Here is a 25,514-nt window from a genome sequence, read left to right as displayed (position 1 = left end):
CGGACCCTCCGGTTGCCCCACCCTTTCGTCACCCCCCTAGACTGGACATCCAGCAGGTGGCTACACGCTCGAAAGGCGCCCTTGTGTCCATCGGCAACTCCAACTCCCCCGAAGAAGAGCGGCCTTCGACCGACGACCGGTCCGAGGACCGGCTCGTCGAACGTTCCGTCGAAGGACCGTCCATCGGGACGGCCCTCAAGAAGGCCCGGATCGCCGCCGGGCTCACAGTCGACGACGTCTCCTCCACGACGCGCGTGCGCATTCCGATCGTGCACGCGATCGAGGAGGACGACTTCACGCGGTGCGGCGGCGACGTGTACGCCCGCGGTCACATCCGTACGCTCGCCCGCGCCGTTCACCTCGACCCGGTACCCCTGGTCGAGATGTACGACGCGGCCCACGGCGGACGGCCGGCCCCCACCCCCGCCGCGCCGATGTTCGACGCCGAGCGGATCCGCCCCGAACGGCAGCGGCCCAACTGGACCGCCGCCATGGTCGCCGCCATCGTCGCCGTGATCGGCTTCGTCGGGTTCACCGCCTTCGGCGGCGGCGAGGAGAAGGCCAAGCACCCGGTGGCGGAAGGTTCCGTCTCACCGCAGCCGGCGCCCAAGCAGTCGGCGGGTGGGCAGCAGCCCCCGGCCAAGACCCCGCAGGCACCCCAGGCCCCCAAGCCGGAGCCCTCGGACAGTGCCATCGCAGCCGCGCCCAAGGACCTCGTCACGGTGGTCCTGACGGCCGACGTCGGCGAGAGCTGGATCTCGGCGAAGGACCACAGCGGCCGGCTGCTGTTCGACGGCACCCTCGCGCAGGGCGAGTCGAAGACCTTCACCGACAAGGAGTCCGTGGACCTCGTCCTGGGTGACGCGGGCGCCGTCAAGCTGTTCGTGAACGGCAAGGAGATCAAGGACAGGTTCGAGTCGGGTCAGGTCGAGCGGCTCACCTACACCAAGAACGACCCCCGCCAGGGCCAGGCCCAGGCGGGCTGACCGGCCCCGATCTTCGACGACTGGCGCGGAATAAAAAATTCCGGATCCCCGGGACCCGTGCGGCACCTGCCGCCGGCTCCCGGGGATCTTGTCGTGGGGGGACACGGGGCGGGGGCCGGCGCCGGGACGAAGTAGTCTTGAGTCCATGCCCGAACGCCGTACCGTCGCCCTTGTCACTCTTGGCTGCGCCCGTAACGAGGTGGACTCGGAGGAGCTCGCAGGCCGCTTGGCGGCGGATGGCTGGGAGCTCGTCGAGGACGCCGCCGACGCGGACGTAGCCGTCGTCAACACCTGTGGCTTCGTCGAAGCCGCCAAGAAGGACTCCGTAGACGCCCTGCTGGAAGCCAACGATCTCAAGGATCACGGCAAGACCCAGGCCGTCGTCGCCGTCGGCTGTATGGCCGAGCGCTACGGCAAGGAACTCGCCGAAGCGCTCCCCGAGGCCGACGGGGTCCTCGGCTTCGACGACTACGCCGACATCTCCAACCGCCTCCAGACCATCCTGAACGGCGGCAGCGTCGAGGCCCACGCCCCGCGCGACCGGCGCCAGCTGCTGCCGATCAGCCCGGCCGAGCGCCAGAACGCCTCCGTGGCCCTGCCCGGACACGCCCAGGACGCCGCCGAGGAGCCCGCCGAGGCCCCCGCCGACCTCCCCGAGGGCGTCGCGCCCGCCTCCGGGCCGCGCGCCCCGCTGCGCCGCCGCCTGGACAAGAGCCCGGTGGCCTCGGTGAAGCTGGCCTCCGGCTGCGACCGCCGCTGCTCCTTCTGCGCGATCCCCTCGTTCCGCGGCTCCTTCATCTCCCGCCGCCCCTCCGACGTGCTGGGCGAGACGCGCTGGCTCGCCGAGCAGGGCGTCAAGGAGATCATGCTGGTCTCCGAGAACAACACCTCGTACGGCAAGGACCTCGGCGACATCCGGCTGCTGGAGACCCTGCTGCCCGAGCTCGCCGCCGTCGACGGCATCGAGCGCGTCCGCGTCAGCTACCTCCAGCCCGCCGAGATGCGCCCGGGCCTGATCGACGTGCTCACCTCGACCCCCAAGGTCGTCCCGTACTTCGACCTGTCCTTCCAGCACTCGGCCCCCGACGTGCTGCGCGCCATGCGCCGCTTCGGTGACACCGACCGGTTCCTGGAGCTGCTGGACACCATCCGCTCCAAGGCCCCGCAGGCCGGCGTCCGCTCCAACTTCATCGTCGGCTTCCCCGGCGAGACCGAGGAGGACTTCGCCGAGCTGGAGCGTTTCCTCACCCACGCCCGCCTCGACGCCATCGGCGTCTTCGGCTACTCCGACGAGGACGGCACCGAGGCCGCCACGTACGAGAACAAGCTGGACGAGGAGACCGTCGCCGAGCGCCTCGCGCACATGCAGCGGCTCGCCGAGGAGCTCACCTCCCAGCGTGCGGAGGAGCGGATCGGCGAGACCCTTGAGGTACTCGTCGAGACGGTCGTGCCCTTCGACGAGGCGGAGGAGGGCGAGGGCGCCTACGGGCGCGCCGCCCACCAGGCCCCCGAGACCGACGGCCAGGTCGTCTTCACCGACGGCACCGGCCTGGTCCCCGGGAGCATCGTCACGGCGAAGGTGGTCGGCACGCTGGGCGTGGACCTGGTGGCCGAGCCCCTGGGCGTGGAGTTCACGGAGTCCGAGGAGGCGGCCGGATGAGCGGAGTCCCGGCATCAGCGGCGGGCGGGACCGGCCGCCGGCCCACGCCCGGCGCGAAGCTCGGGACTGCGGCCGTCAACCAGGCCAGCCTCTGGAACATCGCCAACATCCTGACGATGATCCGGCTCGTCCTCGTTCCGGGATTCGTCCTGCTGCTGCTCGCCGACGGGGGATACGACCCCGTCTGGCGGGCGCTGGCCTGGGCGGCCTTCGCCGTCGCCATGATCACGGACATCTTCGACGGGCACCTGGCCAGGACGTACAACCTGGTCACGGACTTCGGGAAGATCGCCGACCCCATCGCCGACAAGGCGATCATGGGGTCGGCGCTCGTGTGTCTCTCCTGGCTCGGCGACCTGCCCTGGTGGGTGACCGGCGTGATCCTCGGACGGGAGCTCGGGATCACGCTGATGCGGTTCTGGGTGATCCGCTACGGGGTGATCCCCGCCAGCCGGGGCGGCAAGCTCAAGACCCTGGCCCAGGGCACGGCGGTGGGCATGTACGTGCTCGCGCTGACCGGGCCGCTGGCGACCTTGCGCTTCTGGGTGATGGCGGTGGCCGTCGTGCTGACCGTGGTCACCGGTCTGGACTACGTCCGGCAGGCCGTGGTGCTGCGCCGGGCGGGACTGGCCGCGGAGCGGGCCGCGAAGTGACGGACGGGTCGGGGGAGGCGGCGGACTCCGTGGGAGCGGGGGAAGGTGCTGCGGGAGTGGCCGAAGACGTGCTGCGCCTGCTTGCGGAGAGTGACCAGAGTCTGGCCGTGGCGGAGTCGCTGACCGGGGGGATGGTGGCCGCCGAGCTCACGGCGGTGCCGGGGGCCTCGCGCTCCTTCCGCGGGTCGGTCACGGCGTACGCCACTGAACTCAAGCACCGGGTCCTCGGGGTGGACGCCGTGCTGCTCGCCGCCGAAGGCGCGGTGAACGCACAGGTCGCGGCCGAGATGGCCAGCGGGGTACGGCGCGTGATGGGCGCCTCGTGGGGGATCGCGACGACCGGGGTGGCCGGCCCCGACCCCCAGGACGGGCAGCCGGTCGGCACCGTTTTCGTCGCCGTGGCGGGTCCGGGGGGCAGGAAAACGGCCCGGCTGCGGTTGAACGGCTCCCGTACGGAAATCCGTAGGGAGAGTGCACGCACAGTGCTCGAACTGCTCTCGAGCGAACTCCGCGAGAATCTGCGGGGGCAGGATACGGAACAGAACGGGGGGATTTGATGTTTGCAGCCCTGAGTGAACACGACATCGCTCCCCGCACGGCCGCGGCGCGAGGCGGTACGGTGGGGCGTGAAGGTTACGGCTACACGGTCAGAGGAGGGAGCCACCGATGATTCTGCTCCGTCGCCTGCTGGGTGACGTGCTGCGTCGGCAGCGCCAGCGCCAGGGCCGTACTCTGCGCGAAGTCTCCTCGTCCGCCCGAGTTTCGCTCGGCTATCTCTCCGAGGTGGAGCGGGGGCAGAAGGAGGCATCCTCCGAGCTGCTCTCCGCGATCTGCGACGCGTTGGACGTACGGATGTCCGAGCTGATGCGCGAAGTCAGTGACGAGCTGTCGCTGGCCGAGCTCGCGCAGTCGGCAGCCGCAAGCGAACCGGTGCCGGCACCGGTGCGCCCGATGCTCAATTCGGTCTCCGTGGCCTCGGTCACGGGCGGACCCGAACGGGTGACCATCAAGGCGCCCGTGGAAGCGGTGAACGTCGTAGCCGCTTGAGTACCGCGAGCTGGACACGTGGGTGTGGCGGGAGCCCCGGTTGGTGCGTGAGGCACCGGCCGGGGCTCCCTGCCGTATCCGGCCCGCTCGTGCCGTCGTGCGCCCGGTGTTCTGGGTGCGGGGGCCGCGGGTTCGGGGGAGGATGGGCGCGACCGGTACCCGGCCCGCTGGGAGGTGTCCGTGCGGCTGTTACTGCGCATACCCGTGGCTCTGCCCCTCGTACTGGCCCTGCCCCTCGTGCTCGCCCTGGGCGCGCTGTGGTGGTGGGCCGTGGTGAGGCTGGCGGTGGTGCCGGCCGAGGCGGGGCCCGTGGAGGGCGCGATAGCCATGGGCGGCTGGGGGCTGGGACTGCTGCCCGTGCACTGCGTACCGGGGCCCGTCCGCAGGGCCCGGGGCGGGGACGGCGCGGACCCTCCGGAGGCGGAGGTCACCAGGGCATCGACACCCCTCCGTTCGGCCGAAGGATCTGGCCCGTCATGAAGGACGAGGCGTCCGACGCCAGGTAGAGCACCGCGTGGGCGATGTCCTCGGGCTCGCCGACCCGGCGCAGCGGGGACATCCGGACCATCGCGGCCTCGGTCTGCTCCTGGGCTTCGGGAGTGTGGCGCGCGGTCATCGGGGTGCGGATCCATCCCGGGGCGACGGCGTTGACGCGGATGCCGTGGGGGCCGGTCTCGGTGGCGAGGGTCTTGGTCAGCTGGACCACGGCGGCCTTGGCGGCGCTGTAGCAGAGCAGGCCTGGCTGGGCGGCGTCCACGGCGCCGGAGGCCATGGTGACGACCGAACCGGGGCGGCCGGCGGCGATCATGGCGCGGACGGCCTCCTGGCAGGTGCGCAGGACCCCCTTGAAGTTGACGTCCAGGACCCGGTCGAGGTCCTCGTCGGTGGTCTCCAGGACGCTGCTGGTGTGCATCACCCCGGCGATGGCGGCGGCGATGTCGAGGGGCCCGGCCGCGGCGACGGCGGCCCGCAGGGCGGCGCGGTCGGTGACGTCGAGGGGGTGGGCGGTGGCGGTGCCGCCGGCCTTCGTGATCAGGGCCGTGGTCTCGGCCAGCCCCGGCTCGTCGCGGTCGGCGCAGTGGACGGCCGCGCCCGCCCGGGCGAGCAGGAGGGCGGTGGCCCGGCCTATGCCGGCGGCGGCTCCGGTGACGAGTGCGGTGCGGCCGGTGAGCTCGTACGCGGTGATGGGTGTGGGCATGCCAGGACGGTACGAGCGGATCTGACGGCCCGTCAATTGGTCGGGGGCTCCGGGACGGGGCCGGACTGGCAGCGGGGGCACCAGTAGGTGGGGCGGCCGTCCTGCGGGGCCTCGCGCACGGGGGTGCCGCAGCGCAGGCAGGGGCGGTGGGCGCGGCCGTAGACGAACAGCTCCCGGCCCGGGCGGCGGCTGCCGGTGGTGTTGCGGGGGCCGCCGTGTCCGGTGTTCGCGGCGAGGAGGCGCCGGGCGGCGGCGGCGACGCGGACGGCGGTCACCTCGGGGTCGGACAGGCGGCCGACCGGGGTCCAGGGGGTGACGGCGGCCAGGAAGCAGAGCTCGGACTTGTAGATGTTGCCGATGCCCGCCAGGTTCCGCTGGTCGAGCAGGGCCTCGCCGAGGGGGCGGGCGGGGGCGGCGAGGAGGTTGGCCGCGGCCCGGTCCGGGTCCCAGTCGGGGCCGAGGAGGTCGGGGCCCAGATGGCCCACGGCCAGTGCCTCGTCGGCGGTCCGCAACAGTTCGAGGACGGGGAGGCGGTAGCCGACGGCGGTGGTGTCCGCGTTGGCCAGGACGGCCCGGATCTCGTAGGAGGGGCCGCCGCGCCACTTCTGGGCGGGGCCGAAGAGGTACCAGGCGCCGTCCATGCCGAGGTGGCTGTGGAGGGTGAGGCCGCCTTCGAGGCGGGCCAGGAGGTGCTTGCCGCGCGGGGTGACGTCCAGGGTGGTGCGGCCGGTGAGGTCGGCGGTGGCGAAGCGGGGGACGCGCAGGTCGGCGTGGGTGAGGGGTTTGCCCGCGAGGGCGGCGTGCAGGCGGGCCGCGACGCGGTGGACGCTGTCTCCTTCGGGCATGGGGCCATTGTCGCGCCGCCCGGGGCGCGGGCGGGGGAACGCGGAACCCCCCGGGCGGGGTGGCCGCCGCGGGGGGTTCGCGCGATCAGGAGGTGCGGGGCCCGGTGGGGCCGGCCGTCACTTCCAGGTGAGGCCCTTCTGGGCCGGCTTGCTCAGGTTGTTGTACGGGTCGCCCCAGTACTCGGCGCCGGTGACCTTGGCGCCCGTCGGCGCGAGGGCGATGGCGCAGGAGGCCTGGGTCTTGCCGTTGGTGAAGCCCGACGGCAGGGACTCGCTGGGGCACTTGTCGAACTTGCCGGCGACCAGCAGGACACCGGACTCGGCGCCGCCGTCGAGCACACCCTTCATGTGGCCCACCGAGGTGAAGGACAGGTCCGTCGTGCCGGTGTTCTTGGCCGTGTAGTGGATGTAGAAGGGGGTCTGGCCCTTGACCTTGTCGCCGACGTTCAGGGACGCCAGGTCGGCCGGGTTGCCCGCCTCGATGCTGGTGACCGTGAGCGCGAGCTGGCCGCTCTTGCTGCCGGAGGTGAACGGTACGGTCGCCGCCTGGCCGATCTTGAAGGACTGGCCGGACGTGGCCACCGCGCCGCCGCCGCCGGCGGGGGCGCCGGAGGCGCCGTCGTAGCCGCCCGCGGCCGGGGAGCTCGGGGCTCCGGCCGGCGGGGTGGCGTAGCCGCCCGGCGCGGACGACTGGGAGGCCGGCGCGGACGGAGCCGCCGGGAGGGCCTCTTCGTTGCCGTCCTTGCAGCCCGTCAGGACCAGGCTCGAGGCGACGGCGAGGCCGGCCGCCACCAGGGTGGTCTTGCGCATGCTGATGCTGCTCACTTCTCTTCTCCCCCATGACTGTGCACCGCCAGTGCGGTGCCTGTGATCACCTTTGATAAGCCATGGATAAGCGCCAGGGCCAGCTGAGGAGCGGCTGGCAGCGGTTTCGTGACATGGCCAAGACATACGTGTCTGAGTCGAGACCGGAGCGAGTTCAAGCCGTTTCCCCGGACGTCGGCGGCTAGTTGCGCAGCCGCAGCCCCCTCGGGGTCGCGTGGAAGCCGGCCGCCTCCAAGGTCGGGCCGACGGGGGAGGTGAGGGCCGCGGCGGCGTTGATGCGCTCCACCGTCAGGTCCGGCAGGGTGCCCGCGCGCGAGGCCGCGACCAGGGCCGCTGTGGCCGCCGCGAGGCGCGCGTCGCCCGGATCCGGCCAGGCCAGCAGGGTCTTGCCGCCGCGCTCCAGGTAGAGGATCAGCTCGCCGTCGACCAGCACCACCAGGGAGCCCGCCTTCCGGCCCGGCTTGTGGGCGGCGCCCGCCGGGGGCTCCGGCCAGGGCAGGGCCGCCCCGTACGCGTTCGCGGGATCGGCGGCGGCCAGGACCACCGCCGCCAGCGGGGGCGGGTTCTTCTCGGCGGCGCGCAGCCGGTCCACCGCCCCGTCCATCGCGAACTGGGCCGCGCCCAGCCCCTCCACCACGTAACCCCGGCGGGCCTGTCCGCTGTCCTCGAACGCCGACAGGATCCGGTACACCGCGCTGAAGCCGCCCTCGACGCCCTCCGCCGCCACCGCCCCGCGCGTGACCACCCCGTGCCGGTCGAGGAGGGTGCGGGCCAGGGCGTGGGCGCGCTGGGTCGGCTCCGGTGCCGGTGCCGGCAGCAGCGACCAGCGCCCCGAGACCGTCGGCGGGCCCGTACGCGAGACGGTCGCGCTCAGGCTCCCGTAGCGGCCGCGCGGGACCGTGCGCCGGGCCCGGTGGGCGGTGGCGCCCGCCGTACGGCCCGAGCCCAGCAGGGAGCGCAGCGGGGCCAGGGTGTCGTTGGTCAGCCGGCCTGACCAGGCCAGGTCCCACAGCACGGAGGACAGTTCCAGGTCCGAGGCCTCGGGATGCAGGGCCCGCACGGATTCCGTGAGCTGACGGAAGAACAGGCCGTACCCGCCCGACAGGACCTCCAGCACCGCCTGGTGCAGGGGGCCCAGTTCCAGCGGGTGCGGCGGCGGAAGCAGCAGCGGAGCCGCCTCCGCCAGGTACAGGGAGATCCAGCCGTCCTTGCCCGGCAGCGCCCCGGCCCCCGCCCACACCACCTCGCCGGTGGTGGTCAGTTCGTCCAGCAGGGTCGGCGAGTACCCGGCGACCCGCGAGGGCAGGATCAGCCGCTCCAGCGCCGAGGCCGGGACCGGTGCGCCCTGGAGCTGCTCCACCGCGCGCGCCAGGCCGTCGATCCCGCGCAGCCCGCCGCCCAGATGCTGCCACTGCGGCAGGAAGGTGGCCAGCGAGGCCGGCGGGACCGGCTCCAGCTCCTGGCGCAGCGCCGCCAGCGAACGGCGCCGCAGCCTGCGCAGCACGGCCGCGTCGCACCACTCCTGGCCGATGCCCGCCGGATGGAACTCGCCCTGCACCACCCGGCCCGCCGCCGCGAGCCGGTGCAGGGCGCCCTCGGTCACCGCCGCGCCCAGGCCGAACCGGGCGGCGGCCGCGGTCGTCGTGAACGGGCCGTGCGTCCGGGCGTGGCGGGCCAGCAGATCGCCCAGCGGATCCTTGACCGGCTCGGTGAACGCCTCGGGTACCCCCACCGGCAGCGCCGTGCCCAGCGCGTCCCGCAGCCGGCCCGCGTCCTCGATCGCCGCCCAGTGCTCCGCGCCGCCGATCCGCACCCGGATCGCCCGCCGGGCGGCCTCCAGGGAGGCCGCCCAGCCCGGCTCCGCCCCCCGCCGCGCCAGCTCCTCGTCCGTCAGCGGGCCCAGCAGGCGCAGCAGATCGGCCACCGACTCGGCATCCTTCGCCCGCCGGTCCTCCGTCAGCCACTGCAGCTCCCGCTCCAGCTCCTCCAGCACCTCGGCGTCCAGGAGCTCGCGCAGCTCGGCCTGGCCCAGCAGCTCCGCCAGCAGCCGCGAGTCCAGCGACAGCGCCGCCGCCCGCCGCTCGGCCAGCGGCGAGTCGCCCTCGTAGAGGAACTGCGCGACGTACCCGAACAGGAGGGATCGGGCGAAGGGCGAGGGCTCGGGGGTGGTGACCTCCACCAGCCGGACCCGGCGCGCCTCCACGTCCCCCATCAGCTCGGTCAGGCCCGGCACGTCGAACACGTCCTGGAGGCACTCGCGCACGGCCTCCAGGACGATCGGGAAGGACCCGAACTCGGACGCCACCTGGAGCAGTTGCGAGGCCCGCTGGCGCTGCTGCCACAGCGGGGTGCGCTTGCCGGGGCTGCGGCGCGGCAGCAGCAGGGCGCGCGCCGCGCACTCGCGGAACCGGGAGGCGAACAGGGCCGACCCGCCGACCTGGTCGGTGACGATCTGCGCCACCTCCCCCTGGTCGAAGGCGACGTCGGCCGCGCCCAGCGGGGCCTGCTCGTCGTCGAACTCGAACGACGGGGGCCGGGCCGGGTCGTGGTCGAGGAGGTCCAGGTCCATGGAGAGCAGGTCGGCGTCCGGCAGGCGCAGCACGATGCCGTCGTCGGCATGCATCACCTGCGCGTCCATCCCGTACTTCTCCGCCAGCCGGGCGCCCAGCGCCAGCGCCCACGGCGCGTGCACCTGGGCGCCGAAGGGGGAGTGCACCACGACCCGCCAGTCACCCAGCTCGTCGCGGAACCGCTCCACCACGATGGTCCGGTCGTCCGGCACGTGCCCGCAGGCCTCCCGCTGCTCCGCGAGGTAGGCCAGCACGTTGTCCGCGGCCCAGGCGTCCAGCCCCGCCGCCAGCAGCCGCAGCCGGGCGTCCTCCTCGGAGAGCCCGCCGAGCTCGCGCAGGAACGCCCCGACCGCGCGGCCCAGTTCCAGCGGGCGGCCCAACTGGTCGCCCTTCCAGAACGGCAGCCGCCCCGGAACCCCGGGAGCCGGGGTCACCAGGACCCGGTCGCGGGTGATGTCCTCGATCCGCCACGAGGTCGTGCCCAGGGTGAACACGTCGCCCACGCGGGACTCGTAGACCATCTCCTCGTCGAGCTCGCCGACCCGGCCGCCGCCCTTCTTCGGGTCCGCACCCGCCAGGAAGACCCCGAAGAGTCCGCGGTCGGGGATGGTCCCGCCGGAGGTCACCGCCAGCCGCTGCGCGCCCGGCCGGCCGGTGACCGTCCCCGCGACCCGGTCCCACACCACCCGGGGTCTGAGCTCGGCGAACGCGTCCGACGGGTAGCGGCCCGCCAGCATGTCCAGCACCGAGGTGAACGCCGACTCCGGGAGCGCCGCGAACGGCGCCGCCCGCCGCACCAGCGCCAGCAGGTCGTCCAGCTGCCAGCTGTCCATCGCGGTCATCGCGACCAGCTGCTGGGCCAGCACGTCCAGCGGATTGGACGGGATGCGCAGGGACTCGATCGCCCCCGTCCGCATCCGCTCCGTCACCACCGCCGCCTGCACCAGGTCCCCCCGGTACTTGGGGAAGACCACCCCGGTCGAGACCGCGCCCACCTGGTGCCCCGCCCGGCCCACCCGCTGGAGCCCCGAGGCCACCGACGGCGGCGACTCCACCTGCACCACCAGGTCCACGGCGCCCATGTCGATGCCCAGTTCCAGACTGGACGTCGCGACCACGGCGGGCAGCCGGCCCGCCTTGAGGTCCTCCTCGACCAGCGCCCGCTGCTCCTTGGACACCGAGCCGTGGTGCGCCCGGGCCAGCAGTGGCGGGGCGCCCTGCGCGGCCCCCGACTGGGCCATGATCTCGGCCGGCGGCGGCGCGCCCTCGCCGAGCAGCTCCCCGGTGGCGCGCTCGTAGGCGATCTCGTTGAGCCGGTTGCACAGCCGCTCCGCGAGGCGGCGGGAGTTGGCGAACACGATCGTGGAACGGTGGGCCTGCACCAGGTCCGCGATCCGCTCCTCCACATGCGGCCAGATCGACGGCTTGTCCCCGCCCTCCCGGCCCTCCGTGGCCGGAGAGCCGCCCAGCTCCCCCATGTCCTCCACCGGGACGACCACCGACAGGTCGAACTCCTTGGCCGACGGCGGCTGCACGATCTCCACCCGGCCGCGCGGCGCGAGGTAGCGGGCCACCTCCTCCACCGGCCGGACCGTCGCCGACAGCCCGATCCGGCGGGCCGGGCGCGGCAGCAGCTCGTCCAGCCGCTCCAGCGACAGGGCCAGATGGGCGCCGCGCTTGGTCCCCGCCACCGCGTGCACCTCGTCCAGGATCACCGTCTCGACCCCCGACAGGGCCTCGCGGGCCGCCGAGGTCAGCATCAGGAACAGCGACTCCGGCGTGGTGATCAGGATGTCCGGCGGGCGCAGCGCCAGCGCCCGGCGCTCCGCGGCCGGCGTGTCCCCGGAACGGATCCCCACCCGCACGTCCGGCTCGGGCAGGCCCAGCCGGGCCGACTCCTGCCGGATCCCCGTCAGCGGGCTGCGCAGATTGCGCTCCACGTCCACCGCGAGCGCCTTCAGCGGCGACACGTACAGCACCCGGCAGCGCTTCCTCGGCTCGGCCGGCGGCGGCTGCGAGGCCAGCCGGTCCAGGGCGGCGAGGAAGGCGGCCAGCGTCTTGCCGGAGCCGGTGGGCGCCACCACCAGCACGTCCGCCCCCTCCCCGATGGCCCGCCAGGCGCCCTCCTGCGCGGAAGTGGGCGTACGGAAGGCCCCCGTGAACCACGAGCGGGTCGCGGGGGAGAACGAGTCGAGCGCAGCGCCTGCCATGCCCCCATCGTGCACCCGGCCACTGACAACCGGCCGGACCTGGGCGAACGCACGGTGGCGCGGGAGCGCAGAATGAGGGGATGGGGAAGGAAGATGACGCGGGGGGCCGGGAGTGGGCCCGGCACTGGCGCTACCCGCAGCTGCCCGGACTGGACCTGCTGCGCGCCCACTACGTCCGCCACACCTTCCCGCGCCACGCCCACGACGGGTACGTCATCGCGGCCGTCACCGGCGGCATCGAGGAGATCGGCATGCCCGGCGGCACCCTGCGCGCCGGTCCGGGCAGCGTGGTCCTGATCAACCCCGAGGTCCCGCACACCGCCCGCGCCGGGGAGCCCGAGGGCTGGGCGTACTCCACGCTCTACCCCTCCCGGGAGCTGATCACCGAGGTCGCCGCCGAGACCGGCACCCTGCGCGGCACCCCCGGCTTCACCACCGAGATGGTCCTCGACGCCCGGGGCGCGAAGCTGATCACCGAGGTGCACCGGGCCGCCGAGGCCGGCAACGCCCTGGCCGCCGACACCCTGTTGCGGGCCGTCGTGGCCCGGATGCTCGGCCGGTACGCCGCCCCGCTGCCCGCCCGCGCGGTGCCGGGCGCGGGGGGAAGCGACGCCGAGCGGGCGCGGGCCGTACTGGAGGAGCGGATGGCCGAGCCGCCGTCGCTGGAGCGGCTCGCGGCCGAGCTGGGGACCAGCCCGTTCGCCCTGCTGCGGGCGTTCCGGGAGCGGTACGGGATGCCGCCGCACACCTGGCTCACCGACGCGCGGGTGCGGCGGGCGCGCCGACTGCTGGACGCGGGCGGCACCCCGGCGGAGGTGGCCGTCGCCGTCGGCTTCACCGACCAGCCGCACCTCAACCGCCACTTCACCCGCATCGTCGGCGTCCCGCCGGGCGCCTACCGGCGGGGGCGCGCGACCTAGACTCCGCCCATGGACACCAGGGGGCTGCGGGAGCTGTACGACACACAGGTGCGGGGCCGGGTCCCCGAGCGGCCGCCGGTCGGCGCGGTCGTGCGGCGGGACGGGCCGCTGGTGCGCACCCACTACGGCACCCACGGCACCGTCGACCACCCGCCCCTGGCGGAGCCCCCGACGGCCGCGGTGGTGCGGCGCCAGGCGGAGGCCTTCGCCGCGCGCCGCGAGGGCGCCCACTGGAAGGTCCACGGCCACGACCCCGCCGGACTCGCCGAAGCGCTCGCGGCGGCCGGGTTCGCGCCCGGGCCGCAGCGGTCCGTGCTGATGGCCGACCTCGACGCGCTCGCGGCGCCCGCGGCCCAGCCCGCCGACGTGCGCTCCCTGGGCACCCTGGAGGCCGATCCCGCCTGGTGGCCCCCGCTGCGGGAGCTGGCGGCCGCGAGCGGCCCGCACCCCGGGCCGCTCGCCGAGCTGGAGGCCGACGGCGCCTGGTGCTACGGCCTCGGCGACGCCGCCGTGGTCCTGGAGGACGGCCGGCCCGTCGCCGCCGGCTGGGCGCGGGCGGTGCCCGGCGCGGACGTCCTGGCCGTCGGCGGCCTGACCTCCCCCGCGGCCGCCGCCGACCTGGTCCGCAGCTGGCGCGGGCTCGGGGCGGCGTACCGGTACGAGGGCGCCCGCCACTGCTGCGCCGAGGCCTCCGGGGAGCTGCGCACGGCCCTGCTCGCGGCGGGCTTCACGGAGGTGGCGACCGTACGCACCCACACCCTCGCCCCCGAGGGCGGCCCGGCCGCTACCAGCCGTCCGGTGCTGGGGCTCGGCGGGGCCGCGCAGCACGCCCTGTGGGAGCGGCTGCGGCAGGAGTTCGGCTTCCGCACCAAGGTCGTGGACATGCCCGGCTTCGACCCGCCCGCCCCGTCCGCCACCTGGCGGCTCGGCGACCCCGTCGAGGAGCACACCCGCCCGCTGGAACACGCCGTGCGGCGCGCGCTGACCGCCGCCACCGAACCGGGCCGGCGGCTGTACTGGCTGGACTGGCAGCACCCCTGCCACGACTTCGACCCGCACCGGGCCGGCCGCCCCGGGCAGCCGCCCTGGCCCGGCTGGGCCTACCCCGACGGCGACTTCCACCTCTACGTCGAGCCGGGCCTGCGCTTCGGCACCTTCGGCCACCCGTGGGAGCACACCCTGACCGTGTTCGGGACCCCGCTCCTCGCCGCCGCCGAGGCCCGGCTGACCCGGCTGCTCGGCGATCCGGTGCGCCGCCGGGACTGACGGGCCGGGCAGGGCCGCGCGCGCAAGAACGTACAAGACCCGGACCGGCCCGTACCCCTACCTTCGCCGGGTGGGAACAGAACAGCTGGTCATACAAGAGACCCCCGACGGGGTCGGAGGGCGGCCGCGGGCCGCCGTCGTGCGGGACGCGCTCGGCGTGGGGGTGGCCGTCGGGCTGTCGGGGTTCGCGTTCGGGGTGACCGCCGCCGGAGCCGGGATCAGCGTGCTCCAGGCCTGCGTGCTGAGCCTCCTCGTCTTCACGGGCGCCTCGCAGTTCGCCCTGGTCGGAGCGCTCGCCGCGGGCGGGAACCCGTTCACCGCCGCCGCCGGGGCCTTCTTCCTCGGCACCCGCAACGCCTTCTACGGGCTGCGGCTGTCCCAGCTGCTCGCCCTGCCCGGGGCCGTCCGGCCCCTCGCCGCGCACTGGGTCATCGACGAGACCACCGCCGTGGCCCTCGCCCAGCCCGACCGCAGGTCGGCCCGGCTCGGGTTCACCGTCACCGGCCTCAGCCTGTACCTGCTGTGGAACCTCACCACCCTGCTCGGCGCGCTCGGCGCCGAGGCCATCGGGGACACCGCCGCCTGGGGGCTGGACGCCGCCGGTCCCGCCGTCTTCCTCGCCCTCCTCGCCCCCATGCTCAAGAGCACCACCGAACGGGCCGTCGCCGGCCTCGCCCTCGTCCTGGGGCTGGGCTTCCTGCCCGTCCTGCCCGCCGGGGTGCCCGTACTGATCGCCGCGCTGGCCGCCCCCGCCGTGCTGTGGCTGAAGGGACGCACCTCGTGAACGTCTGGATCGCCATCGGCCTGATCGTCGCCGGATGCTACGCCGTCAAGCTCGCCGGACTCCTCGTACCCGCCGGGGCCCTGGAGCGGCCGGCCGTGCGCAGGCTCTCCGCCCTGCTGCCGGTCGCGCTGCTCGCGGCGCTCACCGCCCAGCAGACCTTCAGCACCGGCCACGACCTCGTGCTCGACGCCCGGGCCGCCGGGCTGGCGGCCGCCGCCGTCGCGCTGCTGCTGCGCGCCCCCTTCCTGGTGGTGGTCGCCGCCGCGGTGGTGGTCACCGCCGGGGTACGCGCCCTCGGCGGCTGAACCCGGGCCCACCGGCCTACGCCGGCGCCCACCCGTACGCCCGCAGCGTCAGCAGGGCCTCGATGGTGACGATCGGCCTCCGCTCCAGGGTGCTCCCCGGGGCCCAGGCCCGGCGGCGGACCGGCCAGCCGCCGTCGGGCTGCTGCTCCGCCGCGAGGAAGTCCAGCGAACGCCGCATCTCCTCGTCGGTGAACCAGCCCCGGGCCAGTGACTCCGGCCGCCGCGCGTAGTCGTACGGGAACAGCCGCTCGCCCGGTGCGTAGCCGGGGGAGAGCGGGTACTCCTCGCGCCGGGCCGGGTCGAGCACCACCAGGCGCCGCTCGCGCACCAGCCGGCCCAGCCGGTCCGCGGCCGCCGCCGCCCGGGCCCGCTCGGGGACCCCGTCGAGGAAGGCCACCGCGCCCTGGACCTCGTACGGGTGCGGGTGGCGCAGGTTCTCCACCCGCTCCCAGCAGAACTCCGTGGCCCGGAACAGCCAGGCGTCCCAGATCCGGTTGCGGTGCAGCACCCCCACGACCGGGCCCGTGGTCACCAGCTCGCCCGGCGGGTCCTCCTCCACCGGCAGCCACGGCGCGGCGGGATGCCCGCGCGGCGCCGGGACGGCCAGCGGGAGCGCGCCCTCCGGGGTGGAGATCCGGGTCAGGTGGCGGCAGAGCCGCTCGATGCGCCGCCCCGCGCACCGGCCGAGGGCGTCGAGGATCCGCAGGGCGTGCGCGGTGTGCAGGGGCTGGCTGAGCGGACCGCGCAGATCGGGGTCCAGGCCGTGGCCGTAGCCGCCGTCCCCGCCCAGGTAGGAGCCGAGGGCGGTGTCGACCGGGTCGGCGTCACCGCCGAGGAAGTGGTAGGCGAACCGGTGCTGCTCCAGCACCCGGGCCGTGAGCCAGATGAACTGCTCGGCGCGGGCCGGCGCGGCCGCGGGGGCCGGCGCGGAAGCTTCGTCTCCAGGCATGCGAGCCACCGTAGGGCGCGCGCCCGGCGCCCGAGGGCGGCAACGGGGAGGGTGCACTCTCCGGGGCGGGATACTGGGGGCATGCGGTTGACGATTTTCTGGGAGCGGATGGCGGAGCACTTCGGCGCGGCCTACGCCGAATCCTTCGCGCGGGACCACGTCATGTCCGAGCTCGGCGGGCGCACGGTGCACCAGGCGCTGGAGTCGGGCTGGGAGACGAAGGACGTGTGGCGCGCGGTGTGCGCGGCGATGGACGTGCCCGCCTCCCTGCGCTGACACCGGCCGGGACTCGTTTCGTGGTCCGCGCGGCCGGTGGGACAGACTGGTCCGCGTGGCAGTGACAGACGAGACGACCAGCCGGCCCGAAGACCCGCAGGACCCGCCGCAGGACCGGTCGGTCCCCGCAGGCCCCGTGGCGGCCGACATCCCGGCCCCCGCGGAGGACCCCGCCCCGGCGCGGGCCGCAGGCGGTCCGGGCGGCGGGCCCGAGGGCCCGTCATCGGGTACGGGCCCGGCCCGGGGACAGGAACGGATGCCGCGCTGGCTGCCGCGCGCGGTGCTCCTCGTACTGGCGCTCGTCGCGTGCTTCCAGCTCGGCAGCTGGGCCTTCCACCAGCTGATCGGGCTGCTCGTCAACATCCTGATCGCGTTCTTCCTGGCGCTCGCCGTCGAACCCGCCGTGGCCAGGATGGCGGCCCGCGGCATGCGCCGCGGGCTCGCCACCTTCCTGGTGTTCCTCGGCGTGTTCGTCGCGGGCGCCGGGTTCCTCGCACTGCTCGGCTCGATGCTCGCCGGGCAGATCGTCGACATGGTGGAGGGCTTCCCCCACTACCTCGACACGGTGATCGACTGGATCAACCGCACCTTCCACACGGAGCTGTCCCGGCTGGAGATCCAGGACAGCCTGGTGCACTCCGACTGGCTCCAGAAGTACGTGCAGAACAGCGCCAGCGGGGTGCTCGACGTGTCCGCCACTGTGCTCGGCGGGCTGTTCCGGCTGCTGACGGTCGGCCTGTTCTCCTTCTACTTCGCCGCCGACGGGCCGAGGCTGCGGCGCGCGCTGTGCTCCGTGCTGCCGCCCGCGAAGCAGTCGGAGGTGCTGCGCGCCTGGGAGATCGCCGTCGCGAAGACCGGCGGGTACCTGTACTCGCGCGGGCTGATGGCGCTGGTCTCCGGTGTCGCGCACTACGTGGTCTTCGCGGTGCTGGGGGTGCCCTACGCGCCCGCGCTCGCGGTGTGGGTGGGCCTGGTCTCCCAGTTCATCCCCACGATCGGCACCTACCTGGCGGGTGCGCTGCCCACGCTGATCGCCTTCACCGTCGACCCCTGGTACGCGGTGTACGTGCTGGGGTTCGTGGTGGTCTACCAGCAGTTCGAGAACTACGTGCTCCAGCCGAAGCTGACCGCCAGGACGGTGGACATCCACCCCGCGGTGGCCTTCGGCTCCGTCATCGCCGGCACCGCACTGCTGGGTGCGGTCGGGGCGCTCATCGCGATCCCGGCCGTGGCCACCCTGCAGGCCTTCCTCGGCGCCTACGTGAAGCGGTACGAGGTGGCGGGCGAGGCCGGCGACGGCGGCGGGGACCCTACTGCTGCTGCCCGTCCGCGCCGAGTACGGCTGCCAGGGCTTCGGTGACGGACGACTCGACGGCGGCCTTGTCGAGGCCGAGTCCGCTGAGCGTGCCCTCGCCGTTCTCCAGTTCCAGCAGGGCGAGCAGGACGTGCTCGGTGCCCACGTAGCCGTGGCCCAGGCGCAGGGCCTCGCGGAAGGTGAGCTCCAGGACCTTCTTGGCGTTGGCGTCGAAGGGCACGAGCGCGGGCATCTCCGGCGACGCCGGGGGCAGGGTGGCGGTCGCTGCGGCCCGGAGGGCATCCGCCGAGACGCCCTGGGAGGCGAGGACGAGTCCGGCGAGGCCGTCGGGCTCGGCCAGCAGGCCCAGCGCCAGGTGCTCGGTGCGGATCTCGGCGTTCTCCGCGGCACGGGCCTCGTTCTGCGAGGCGATGACGACGTTGCGGGCGCGCGGGGTGAACCGGGCGAAGCCCGCTTCGGGGTCGAGGCCGGGGTCGCCCTCCTTGTCGGCCTTGGGGACGAAGCGCTTCTGGGCGGCCTGGCGGGTGACCCCCATGCTGCGGCCGATGTCGGTCCAGGAGGCGCCGGAGCGGCGGGCCTGGTCGACGAAGTGGCCGATGAGGTGGTCCGCCACGTCACCGAGGTGCTCGGCCGCGACGACGGCGCCGCTGAGCTGTTCCAGGGTGTCGGCGTGGGAGTTCTTGATGGCCTCGATCAGGTCGTCGAGGCGGACGGGGTTGGTGATCCGGACGGGTTCCACTGAAGGGTTCGTCATAGGTGCAACCCTAGGTTGACACCTAGGTGGTGTCAACCATGGGTTGTCAGTTCGGGGGTGGAGGGGGCTGGGGACGTGTCCCCTCCACCCGCCGCCGTACGTCCCGCCGTCAGGCGGCCGGCTGGTTCTGGCCGGTCAGCAGGCCGAGCAGCTGGTCCATCTCGTTCCGCCAGATGCGGTGCACGTTCATGCGCGTCGGGGTCGCCTGGCCGGGGAGCTGCATGCGGAACGAGCTCCAGATGGCGTTGCGCTTGACCTCCGTGATGGTGCCGACGGCCTCGTGGGGCGGTATCGCGAAGACGATCTCCTGCGGGCGGTTGCTCATCCGGCTCGCCCGGTGGAGCACCACGGCCTGCTCGGTCACGGTGACGAAGTAGTAGCTGAGGAACGCCTGGCCGATGAGGCCGAGCATGCTCATCAGCCACACGCTCGGGCCGGCGATGGCCTGGATCGTGACGATGGGGCGGTCGGCGGGGTTGGCCTGGGCGAGGGCTTCGGCCACCTGCTGCTGGATCGTGGCCTTCTTGACGGCCATGGGTCCTCCTGAGCGGAAATTCACGGCCCCCGTCGTCGGGGGCACCGCAGAGTACCGGCCATGTGCCGAGGGTTTCGCGCCAGCCCGGGGGTGTGGGTCATGCGCCCTGAATTGGGCTCTCCCGCCCGCCTCGCGGGGTGTTGGAATAGTTGATTCCGTTTGCTGCCGGGGACTTTCGGCCACCCTGGTCCCCAACTCGCCTTGCCCTATTGTGCGTTGATCCCGCTGGCACCAAGAATGCAGTGCACATGTCAACCGAAGGATCTTCGGTCGCATTCGTCACCAGAGGGGAACCCCCACATGAACAAGCCTCTCGCCGGCGCCGTGTTGTCCCTGCTCCTGACCGGAGCGGCGGCAACTCCGGCCGTGGCCCAGGCCCCCGCGCCCCAGCGGGCCGCCGCGGTCACCTACGCGGGCACCGTCGCGCTCAGCAACTGCTCCGGCTCCGTCGTCCGCACGCCCGGCTCGCAGCCGAACGACCCCGCGCTCGTCCTCTCGAACGGCCACTGCCTGGAGACCGGCTTCCCCGGGCCCGGCGAGGTCCTCGTCAACCGCGCGTCCAGCCGCAGCTTCTCCCTGCTCAACGCCTCGGGCTCGAAGGTCGCGACCCTGCGTGCGAGCAAGGTCGCGTACGGCACGATGACGGACACGGACGTCTCGCTCTACCAGCTGACCCAGACGTACGCGCAGATCCAGAGCAAGTACGGCATCGCCGCGCTCACCCTCGACGACGCCCGCCCCGCGCAGGGCTCCTCCATCAAGGTGGTGTCCGGCTACTGGAAGCGGACGTACAGCTGCAGCGTCGACGGGTTCGCGTACCGCCTCAAGGAGGGGGAGTGGACCTGGAAGGACTCGGTCCGCTACACCTCCTCCTGCAACACCATCGGCGGCACCTCCGGCTCTCCGGTGATCGACACGACGACCGGAAAGGTCGTCGCCGTCAACAACACCGGCAACGAGGACGGCCAGCGCTGCACGGACAACAACCCGTGCGAGGTGGACCAGGCGGGCAACGTCACGGTCCGCCAGGGCATCAACTACGCCCAGCAGACCTACATCCTGGTCCCGTGCATCGGCGCCGGGAACCAGGTCGACCTCAGCCGCCCCGGCTGCACCCTGCCCAAGCCGTAACTCCGCCCAAGCCGTAACCCCGCTCCGGCGGACCCCCGCGGCCCCGCCGCCACCGGCCTCCCGGTGCGCGGCGGGGCCGCGGTGCGTTCCCCTCACCGCGCCGGCGGGGTGAGGGCGGTCGCGGCGGCGTCGAGGATGCTGTTGAAGGCCCGGGTGACCAGGGGGTGGACGAGCAGCCGGGTGAGCCGGCGGGTGGGCCCGGGGCCCAGGAAGGGGACGCGGACCTCCGCGCGGGTGGTCCACCGGACGAGGGTGCCGCCGTCGACCTCGGTGAAGGTCATCCGGCCGAGCTCGTGCCGGGACGGCGGCAGGCTCCGCGTGACCGTGTACTCGGTGGCGTACGGCGGGTCGTAGCCGGTGATGCGCTCCTCGAACCAGCCGACGGTCCAGAGGTGGCGGCGGACGGCGCCGACCCCGTAGGGCGCCCCGGCGCCGCGCCGGGTCAGGCGGCAGCGCAGGACCAGGGGCGACGCCTCGTAGTGGGTGGTCGTGGTGAGCCAGTCGAACACGTCCTGGACGGGTGCGGCGATGACGCGCTCGACGGTCACGGTCTCCATGGCGGTCTCCCTCTCGGTCGGGTGCTCCTGCAGTGGGGACAGCCGGGGGAGGCCGGGCGTGACAAGCGGTGGATGTGACGCGCGCCACATGCCGGGGCCCTGCGGCCGGTCCCGTCGTTGGTCCCCGGGGAAGCCCTGGCCGGGGGCGGTGGGGGCGTTCCGCCTTCGGTGTGCAGGGGTTGCGGGGTGCGGCGTGGCCGGCTTGACAGGGAAATCGAACATCCATTCTGATGAGTTATCCACAGCCGAACCGGGCGTGGAAGCGCATTGTCAGTGGCAGGCGTTAGCGTCAATGGCGTGAAGCGATCGACTCAAGCAAACCGGGTGGAACCCATGGCAGGCACCGACCGCGAGAAGGCTCTCGACGCCGCGCTCGCACAGATTGAACGGCAATTCGGCAAGGGTGCGGTCATGCGCCTCGGCGACAAGCCGAACGACCCCATCGAGGTCATCCCCACCGGGTCGACCGCGCTGGACATCGCCCTCGGCGTCGGCGGTCTGCCGCGCGGCCGTGTGGTCGAGATCTACGGCCCGGAGTCCTCCGGTAAGACGACCCTCACGCTGCACGCCGTGGCCAACGCGCAGAAGGCCGGCGGCACCGTCGCCTTCGTGGACGCGGAGCACGCGCTCGACCCCGAGTACGCCAAGGCCCTCGGCGTCGACACCGACAACCTGATCCTGTCCCAGCCGGACACCGGTGAGCAGGCCCTCGAGATCGTCGACATGCTGGTCCGCTCCGGCGCCCTCGACCTGATCGTCATCGACTCCGTCGCGGCGCTCGTGCCGAAGGCGGAGATCGAGGGCGAGATGGGCGACTCGCACGTCGGCCTCCAGGCCCGTCTGATGAGCCAGGCGCTCCGTAAGATCACGGGTGCGCTGAACCAGTCCAAGACCACCGCGATCTTCATCAACCAGCTCCGCGAGAAGATCGGCGTGATGTTCGGCTCCCCGGAGACCACGACCGGTGGCCGCGCGCTGAAGTTCTACGCCTCCGTGCGCATCGACATCCGCCGCATCGAGACCCTCAAGGACGGCACGGAGGCGGTCGGCAACCGCACCCGCTGCAAGGTCGTGAAGAACAAGGTCGCGCCCCCCTTCAAGCAGGCCGAGTTCGACATCCTCTACGGCCAGGGCATCAGCCGCGAGGGCGGCCTGATCGACATGGGCGTGGAGCACGGCTTCATCCGCAAGGCCGGCGCCTGGTACACGTACGAGGGCGACCAGCTCGGCCAGGGCAAGGAGAACGCCCGCAACTTCCTGAAGGACAACCCCGACCTCGCCAACGAGATCGAGCGGAAGATCAAGGAGAAGCTGGGCGTCGGCGTGCGCAAGGTCGCCGAGGGCGACGAGGCGGCCGAGGCCACCGCGTCGGCCGATGCCTCCGTGCCCGCCCCGGCCTCGAAGGCCAAGCCGGCGGCCAAGGCCGCCGTGGCCAAGAGCTGACCGTGCGGGAAGAGCAGGAGAGGGGCGGCAGGGCGAGGGGCGGCCGGGAGGGCCGCCAGGAACTGCCGCCCCAGAGTCCCGAGGAGCAGGCGCGGGCGATCTGCCTGCGCCTGCTCACCGGGATGCCGCGCACCCGGCGGCAGCTCGCGGACGCCCTGGCGAAGCGGGGCATCCCCGAGGAGGTCTCCGAGGCGGTCCTCTCCCGGTACGAGGAAGTGGGCCTCATCGACGACGCCGCCTTCGCCGGGGCCTGGGTCGAGTCCCGCCACCGCGGCCGGGGCCTGGCCCGCCGGGCGCTCGCGCAGGAGCTGCGGACCAAGGGGGTGCACACCACCCTCGTCCAGGAGGCGCTGGAACAGCTGGACTCCGAGCAGGAGGAGCAGACCGCCCGGGAGCTCGTGGAGCGCAAGCTCCGCTCCACCCGGGGGCTGGACCGCGACAAGCGGATCCGCCGCCTGGCCGGGATGCTCGCGCGCAAGGGGTACCCGGAGGGCATGGCCCTGCGGGTGGTGCGCCGCGCCCTGGAGACGGAGGGCGAGGACGCCGACGACCTGGGGTACCCCGGGGACTGACCCCCGCGGGGGGTGGGGGTAGCCCCCCGGCGGGGAGGCCGGGGCACTCCAGTGCCGGGAGGGGCTCCCGCCGACAGAGTTGACCGCATGATGCTGCGTTACGCCCTTCGGACCGTCCGCCACCGCAAAGCCGGTTTCCTCGGAGCCTTCGTCGCCCTGCTGTGCGCGGCGGCCCTGATCACCGCCTGCGGCACCCTCCTGGAGACCGGACTCCGGGGGAGGATCGCCACCGAGCGCTACGCGGGCGCGCCGGTCCTCGTCTCCGCCGACCAGAACGTCCACGAGACCACGGTCACGGAGAAGAAGGGCAAGACCAAGACGAAGCACAAGGCCAAGCCCGTCGCCGAACGGGCCTGGCTGCCGGCCTCCGCCGTGGACACCGTCCGCTCCGTCCCCGGGGTCGGACGGGCCGTCCCCGAGCTCACCTTCCAGGCCGTCCCGCTGACCGGGGCCGCGGGCACGGCGAAGCCCTCGTACGGGCACGCCTGGACCTCCGCCGCGCTCACCCCCTTCACCCTCGCCGAAGGCCGTGCCCCCGGGAACGCCGACGAGGTCGTCATCGACCGCGACCTGGCCGCCCGGGCCGGCCTCGCGCCCGGGGCCCGGCTCGCCGTGCAGTCCACCGGCGATCCGAAGACCTACACCGTCAGCGGCGTGGCCCGCACCGCCGCCGGCGGCCTCGGCCACCAGAGCGCCCTCTTCTTCTCCGACGCCGAAGCCGCACGGCTCGCCGCCCGCCCCGGCCGGGTCTCGGCCATCGGTGTCCTGCCCGGCGCCGGGGTGAACGCCGAGCAGCTCGCCGCCCGGGTGGCACGGGCCCTCGAAGGCACCACCGCACGGGTCTCCACCGGCGACGACCGCGGCCCGGTCGAGTTCCTCGACGCGGCCGGCGCGCGCACCAGGCTGGTCTCCATGGGCGGCGCGATGGGCGGCACCTCCCTCCTCGTCGCGGTCCTCGTGGTCGCCGGCACCTTCGCCCTCTCCGTCCAGCAGCGCCACCGCGAACTCGCCCTGCTGCGGGCCATCGCCGCCACCCCCCGGCAGCTGCGCGGGATGCTCGGCCGCGAGGCCCTGCTCGTCGGCCTGGCCGCCGGGATCGCCGGAGCCCTCGCGGGGCTGCCGCTCGCCGCCTGGCTGTACGGCCGCTTCGTCGCCACCGGGGCCGTCCCGGCCACCCTGGAACGCACCGCCGGGATCCTCCCGATGATCGCGGCCGTCGCGGCGAGCCTGCTCGGGGGCTGGGCCGCCGCCCGGATCACCGGGCGGCGCGTCGCCCGGATCCGCCCCGCCGAGGCCCTGGCCGAAGCCGCCGTCGAGCGGGCGCGCCCCGCCTGGGCCCGCACCGTGGCCGGACTGCTCCTGCTGGCCGGCGGGGCCGTGCTGGTCGTCGTACTCGGCTCGCTGCGCACCGAACCGGCGTCCACGCCGGTCACCTTCCTGGCCGTGGTCGTGCTGGCCGGCGCCGTTTCGCTGCTCGGTCCGCTGCTGGTGCGGGGCGCGGCCGCGCTGCTCGCCGGACCGCTGTCCCTCACCGGCCCCGGCGGCCGCCTGGCCACCGCCAACCTGCGCGGCAACGCCACCCGCATGGCGTCCGCCGTCACCCCGCTCACCCTGCTGGTCGGGATGACGTGCACCGTCCTCTTCGTCACCCCCACCCTCGGCGACGCGGGCCGGGCGCAGGCCCGCGAGGGCGTACGGGCCCCGTGGGTGCTGGCCGCGCAGGGACCGGGAGTCGGCGCGGAGGCGGCCGACCGGGTCCGCCGCACCCCCGGAGTCACGGCCGTCACCGAGATCGTCCACACCTCCGTACGCGTCGGCCTGGCCAAGTACGCCGCGCAGGGCGTGACCCCGGCCGGGCTCACCCGCACCTGGGACCCCGGCGTCACCGGCGGCAGCCTCGACGGCTTCGGCGAGGGCCGGGCGGCGGTCAGCGAACTCGCCGCCGAACAGCTGGGGCTGCGCCCCGGCAGCCCGCTGAGGCTGACACTCGGCGACGGGACCCCGGTGACGGTGACCGTATCCGCCGTCTACGCGCGCGGGCTGGGCTTCGGGGACGTGACGCTGCCGCACGCGCTGGTCGCGGCGCACGTGGACAACCCGCTGGCGAGCAGCGTGCTGGTGGCGGCGGAGCCGGGGGTCGGCCGGGAGCGGCTCGCGTCCGTCGCGGGCGTCCCGGTGCTGTCGGCGGCGGAGGCCGACGCGGTGCGGGAGCGGCGGGACGCCGCCGGGGCGGAGCTCAACCTGCTGGCGATGGGCCTGGTCCTCGCCTTCACCGCGATCGCGGCGGTCAACACCCTGGCCATGTCCACGGCCGAGCGGTTCCGGGAGTTCGCGCTGCTGAGGCTGGCGGGGGCGCAGCGGCGGCAGGTGCTGCGGATGCTGCGCGCCGAGGCGGTGGGGGTGCTGCTGATGGGGGTGGTGCTGGGGTCGGGGATCGCGGCGGCGGTGCTGACGGCCTTCAGCGTCGGGATGACGGGGGCTGCCGCCCCGGTGGTCCTGCCGGTGGTGTGGGCGGGGGTGGCCGGTGCGGCCGCCCTCCTGGCCCTCCCGGCCGTCGCCCTCCCGGGCCGGCTGGCCCTGCGGCTCCGTCCGGTGGACGTGGCGACGTCGTCCTGAGCGGGTGGAGGGGGGTGGGGGCGGTGCCGCTGCGCGGAGCCGTCTCCCCGCCCCGCCCTTCCTCCGTTCCTCCCCCAGCTACCGCTGGGAGGTGCCC

General features: G+C 74.1%; 23 protein-coding genes and 1 pseudogene. 16 read left to right on the top strand and 8 right to left on the bottom strand.

The window, feature by feature from the left end; genetic code table 11:
- Positions 1 to 83 precede the first annotated feature (83 nt).
- The 6 genes from ACFVXK_RS19260 to ACFVXK_RS19235 all read left to right on the top strand — a co-directional run bounded on the left by ACFVXK_RS19260 (position 84) and on the right by ACFVXK_RS19235 (position 4,826).
- A complete protein-coding gene (locus ACFVXK_RS19260; protein WP_389613174.1) occupies positions 84 to 986 on the top strand; it encodes a RodZ domain-containing protein in 903 nt (300 codons plus the stop codon).
- Between the two features lie 145 nt (positions 987 to 1,131).
- On the top strand, positions 1,132 to 2,646 hold the full coding sequence (gene rimO / locus ACFVXK_RS19255; RefSeq protein ID WP_389613172.1) for a 30S ribosomal protein S12 methylthiotransferase RimO: 1,515 nt from the start codon (positions 1,132 to 1,134) through the stop codon (positions 2,644 to 2,646).
- Entirely contained in the window at positions 2,643 to 3,299 is a 657-nt protein-coding gene (gene pgsA / locus ACFVXK_RS19250; protein WP_389613170.1) for a CDP-diacylglycerol--glycerol-3-phosphate 3-phosphatidyltransferase, read from the top strand. The genes rimO and pgsA overlap by 4 nt, the downstream gene beginning before the upstream one ends.
- Positions 3,300 to 3,355: 56 nt before the next feature.
- Positions 3,356 to 3,856, top strand: a complete 501-nt coding sequence (locus tag ACFVXK_RS19245) for a CinA family protein (RefSeq protein ID WP_389613168.1) — start codon at positions 3,356 to 3,358, stop codon at positions 3,854 to 3,856.
- 109 nt (positions 3,857 to 3,965) lie between these two features.
- Positions 3,966 to 4,346: a helix-turn-helix domain-containing protein gene (locus ACFVXK_RS19240; protein WP_007266936.1), complete on the top strand. Its 381-nt coding sequence runs from the start codon at positions 3,966 to 3,968 to the stop codon at positions 4,344 to 4,346.
- Between the two features lie 180 nt (positions 4,347 to 4,526).
- Complete coding sequence (locus ACFVXK_RS19235; RefSeq protein ID WP_389613166.1) at positions 4,527 to 4,826, top strand: hypothetical protein; 300 nt, start codon at positions 4,527 to 4,529, stop codon at positions 4,824 to 4,826.
- Here ACFVXK_RS19235 and ACFVXK_RS19230 read toward each other — a convergent pair.
- The 4 genes from ACFVXK_RS19230 to ACFVXK_RS19215 all read right to left on the bottom strand — a co-directional run bounded on the left by ACFVXK_RS19230 (position 4,774) and on the right by ACFVXK_RS19215 (position 11,994).
- Positions 4,774 to 5,544: an SDR family NAD(P)-dependent oxidoreductase gene (locus ACFVXK_RS19230; RefSeq protein ID WP_389613164.1), complete on the bottom strand. Its 771-nt coding sequence runs from the start codon at positions 5,542 to 5,544 to the stop codon at positions 4,774 to 4,776. The two genes, ACFVXK_RS19235 and ACFVXK_RS19230, sit on opposite strands and share 53 nt — an antisense overlap.
- A 32-nt stretch (positions 5,545 to 5,576) precedes the next feature.
- Positions 5,577 to 6,389 (bottom strand): Fpg/Nei family DNA glycosylase, encoded by an 813-nt coding sequence (locus tag ACFVXK_RS19225; protein WP_389613162.1) that lies wholly within the window; start codon positions 6,387 to 6,389, stop codon positions 5,577 to 5,579.
- Between the two features lie 117 nt (positions 6,390 to 6,506).
- Entirely contained in the window at positions 6,507 to 7,214 is a 708-nt protein-coding gene (locus ACFVXK_RS19220) for a hypothetical protein (RefSeq protein ID WP_389613160.1), read from the bottom strand.
- 181 nt (positions 7,215 to 7,395) lie between these two features.
- The gene (locus tag ACFVXK_RS19215; protein ID WP_389613158.1) at positions 7,396 to 11,994 is read right to left on the bottom strand and encodes an ATP-dependent helicase; all 4,599 of its coding nucleotides are present in this window, start codon (positions 11,992 to 11,994) and stop codon (positions 7,396 to 7,398) included.
- A gap of 80 nt (positions 11,995 to 12,074) precedes the next feature.
- Here ACFVXK_RS19215 and ACFVXK_RS19210 point away from each other — a divergent pair, with 80 nt between their 5' ends.
- From ACFVXK_RS19210 to ACFVXK_RS19195, 4 genes are all read left to right on the top strand, one after another.
- Entirely contained in the window at positions 12,075 to 12,914 is an 840-nt protein-coding gene (locus ACFVXK_RS19210; protein WP_389613156.1) for an AraC family transcriptional regulator, read from the top strand.
- A gap of 9 nt (positions 12,915 to 12,923) precedes the next feature.
- A complete protein-coding gene (locus ACFVXK_RS19205; protein ID WP_389613155.1) occupies positions 12,924 to 14,180 on the top strand; it encodes a DUF2716 domain-containing protein in 1,257 nt (418 codons plus the stop codon).
- A 70-nt stretch (positions 14,181 to 14,250) separates the two neighbouring features.
- Complete coding sequence (locus tag ACFVXK_RS19200; RefSeq protein WP_389613153.1) at positions 14,251 to 14,964, top strand: AzlC family ABC transporter permease; 714 nt, start codon at positions 14,251 to 14,253, stop codon at positions 14,962 to 14,964.
- Positions 14,961 to 15,269: an AzlD domain-containing protein gene (locus ACFVXK_RS19195; RefSeq protein ID WP_389613150.1), complete on the top strand. Its 309-nt coding sequence runs from the start codon at positions 14,961 to 14,963 to the stop codon at positions 15,267 to 15,269. The genes ACFVXK_RS19200 and ACFVXK_RS19195 overlap by 4 nt, the downstream gene beginning before the upstream one ends.
- A gap of 16 nt (positions 15,270 to 15,285) precedes the next feature.
- On the opposite strand, the gene ACFVXK_RS19190 is transcribed toward ACFVXK_RS19195, so the two are convergent.
- Positions 15,286 to 16,218: a hypothetical protein gene (locus ACFVXK_RS19190; protein ID WP_389613148.1), complete on the bottom strand. Its 933-nt coding sequence runs from the start codon at positions 16,216 to 16,218 to the stop codon at positions 15,286 to 15,288.
- Positions 16,219 to 16,299: 81 nt separating this feature from the next.
- Between ACFVXK_RS19190 and ACFVXK_RS19185 the strand changes: the two genes are divergently transcribed.
- Together ACFVXK_RS19185 and ACFVXK_RS19180 are read left to right on the top strand one after the other, a co-directional pair.
- The gene (locus ACFVXK_RS19185) at positions 16,300 to 16,494 is read left to right on the top strand and encodes a DUF3046 domain-containing protein (protein ID WP_389613146.1); all 195 of its coding nucleotides are present in this window, start codon (positions 16,300 to 16,302) and stop codon (positions 16,492 to 16,494) included.
- A 256-nt stretch (positions 16,495 to 16,750) separates the two neighbouring features.
- The gene (locus ACFVXK_RS19180) at positions 16,751 to 17,854 is read left to right on the top strand and encodes an AI-2E family transporter (protein WP_389613183.1); all 1,104 of its coding nucleotides are present in this window, start codon (positions 16,751 to 16,753) and stop codon (positions 17,852 to 17,854) included.
- On the opposite strand, the gene ACFVXK_RS19175 is transcribed toward ACFVXK_RS19180, so the two are convergent.
- Together ACFVXK_RS19175 and ACFVXK_RS19170 are read right to left on the bottom strand one after the other, a co-directional pair.
- Positions 17,805 to 18,563 (bottom strand): Clp protease N-terminal domain-containing protein, encoded by a 759-nt coding sequence (locus ACFVXK_RS19175; protein WP_389613145.1) that lies wholly within the window; start codon positions 18,561 to 18,563, stop codon positions 17,805 to 17,807. The two genes, ACFVXK_RS19180 and ACFVXK_RS19175, sit on opposite strands and share 50 nt — an antisense overlap.
- A gap of 109 nt (positions 18,564 to 18,672) precedes the next feature.
- Positions 18,673 to 19,098, bottom strand: coding sequence for a hypothetical protein (locus ACFVXK_RS19170; protein ID WP_389613143.1), 426 nt, complete (start codon positions 19,096 to 19,098; stop codon positions 18,673 to 18,675).
- 300 nt (positions 19,099 to 19,398) lie between these two features.
- On the opposite strand from ACFVXK_RS19170, the gene ACFVXK_RS19165 reads away from it, so the two are divergent.
- Complete coding sequence (locus ACFVXK_RS19165; protein ID WP_389613141.1) at positions 19,399 to 20,229, top strand: serine protease; 831 nt, start codon at positions 19,399 to 19,401, stop codon at positions 20,227 to 20,229.
- Positions 20,230 to 20,321: 92 nt separating this feature from the next.
- Here ACFVXK_RS19165 and ACFVXK_RS19160 read toward each other — a convergent pair whose 3' ends face one another.
- Positions 20,322 to 20,786: an SRPBCC family protein gene (locus tag ACFVXK_RS19160; RefSeq protein ID WP_389613140.1), complete on the bottom strand. Its 465-nt coding sequence runs from the start codon at positions 20,784 to 20,786 to the stop codon at positions 20,322 to 20,324.
- A 333-nt stretch (positions 20,787 to 21,119) separates the two neighbouring features.
- Here ACFVXK_RS19160 and recA point away from each other — a divergent pair, with 333 nt between their 5' ends.
- The 3 genes and pseudogenes from recA to ACFVXK_RS19145 all read left to right on the top strand — a co-directional run bounded on the left by recA (position 21,120) and on the right by ACFVXK_RS19145 (position 25,417).
- Complete coding sequence (gene recA / locus ACFVXK_RS19155) at positions 21,120 to 22,229, top strand: recombinase RecA (protein WP_389613138.1); 1,110 nt, start codon at positions 21,120 to 21,122, stop codon at positions 22,227 to 22,229.
- Positions 22,139 to 22,801, top strand: a pseudogene (gene recX / locus ACFVXK_RS19150) (recombination regulator RecX); the annotation flags it as partial. The gene recA and the pseudogene recX, both read left to right, overlap by 91 nt.
- A gap of 87 nt (positions 22,802 to 22,888) precedes the next feature.
- Positions 22,889 to 25,417, top strand: a complete 2,529-nt coding sequence (locus tag ACFVXK_RS19145) for an FtsX-like permease family protein (protein ID WP_389613136.1) — start codon at positions 22,889 to 22,891, stop codon at positions 25,415 to 25,417.
- Positions 25,418 to 25,514 lie beyond the last annotated feature (97 nt).

This window comes from Streptomyces sp. NPDC058157 (assembly GCF_042884105.1).
GTDB lineage: Bacteria > Actinomycetota > Actinomycetes > Streptomycetales > Streptomycetaceae > Streptomyces.
This window is presented reverse-complemented; position numbering and strand designations above follow the sequence as displayed.

What these genes read in the sequence shown, in the direction of transcription:
- pgsA (WP_389613170.1), top strand. Translation starts at nt 2,643, where the DNA reads ATGAGCGGAGTCCCGGCATCAGCGGCGGGCGGGACCGGCCGCCGGCCC.
- ACFVXK_RS19205 (WP_389613155.1), top strand. Translation starts at nt 12,924, where the DNA reads ATGGACACCAGGGGGCTGCGGGAGCTGTACGACACACAGGTGCGGGGC.
- ACFVXK_RS19190 (WP_389613148.1), bottom strand. Translation starts at nt 16,218, where the DNA reads ATGCCTGGAGACGAAGCTTCCGCGCCGGCCCCCGCGGCCGCGCCGGCC.
- rimO (WP_389613172.1), top strand. Translation starts at nt 1,132, where the DNA reads ATGCCCGAACGCCGTACCGTCGCCCTTGTCACTCTTGGCTGCGCCCGT.
- ACFVXK_RS19175 (WP_389613145.1), bottom strand. Translation starts at nt 18,563, where the DNA reads ATGACGAACCCTTCAGTGGAACCCGTCCGGATCACCAACCCCGTCCGC.
- ACFVXK_RS19230 (WP_389613164.1), bottom strand. Translation starts at nt 5,544, where the DNA reads ATGCCCACACCCATCACCGCGTACGAGCTCACCGGCCGCACCGCACTC.
- ACFVXK_RS19160 (WP_389613140.1), bottom strand. Translation starts at nt 20,786, where the DNA reads ATGGAGACCGTGACCGTCGAGCGCGTCATCGCCGCACCCGTCCAGGAC.
- ACFVXK_RS19145 (WP_389613136.1), top strand. Translation starts at nt 22,889, where the DNA reads ATGATGCTGCGTTACGCCCTTCGGACCGTCCGCCACCGCAAAGCCGGT.
- ACFVXK_RS19240 (WP_007266936.1), top strand. Translation starts at nt 3,966, where the DNA reads ATGATTCTGCTCCGTCGCCTGCTGGGTGACGTGCTGCGTCGGCAGCGC.
- recA (WP_389613138.1), top strand. Translation starts at nt 21,120, where the DNA reads ATGGCAGGCACCGACCGCGAGAAGGCTCTCGACGCCGCGCTCGCACAG.
- ACFVXK_RS19165 (WP_389613141.1), top strand. Translation starts at nt 19,399, where the DNA reads ATGAACAAGCCTCTCGCCGGCGCCGTGTTGTCCCTGCTCCTGACCGGA.
- ACFVXK_RS19180 (WP_389613183.1), top strand. Translation starts at nt 16,751, where the DNA reads ATGCCGCGCTGGCTGCCGCGCGCGGTGCTCCTCGTACTGGCGCTCGTC.
- ACFVXK_RS19185 (WP_389613146.1), top strand. Translation starts at nt 16,300, where the DNA reads ATGCGGTTGACGATTTTCTGGGAGCGGATGGCGGAGCACTTCGGCGCG.
- ACFVXK_RS19210 (WP_389613156.1), top strand. Translation starts at nt 12,075, where the DNA reads ATGGGGAAGGAAGATGACGCGGGGGGCCGGGAGTGGGCCCGGCACTGG.
- ACFVXK_RS19170 (WP_389613143.1), bottom strand. Translation starts at nt 19,098, where the DNA reads ATGGCCGTCAAGAAGGCCACGATCCAGCAGCAGGTGGCCGAAGCCCTC.
- ACFVXK_RS19225 (WP_389613162.1), bottom strand. Translation starts at nt 6,389, where the DNA reads ATGCCCGAAGGAGACAGCGTCCACCGCGTCGCGGCCCGCCTGCACGCC.
- ACFVXK_RS19215 (WP_389613158.1), bottom strand. Translation starts at nt 11,994, where the DNA reads ATGGCAGGCGCTGCGCTCGACTCGTTCTCCCCCGCGACCCGCTCGTGG.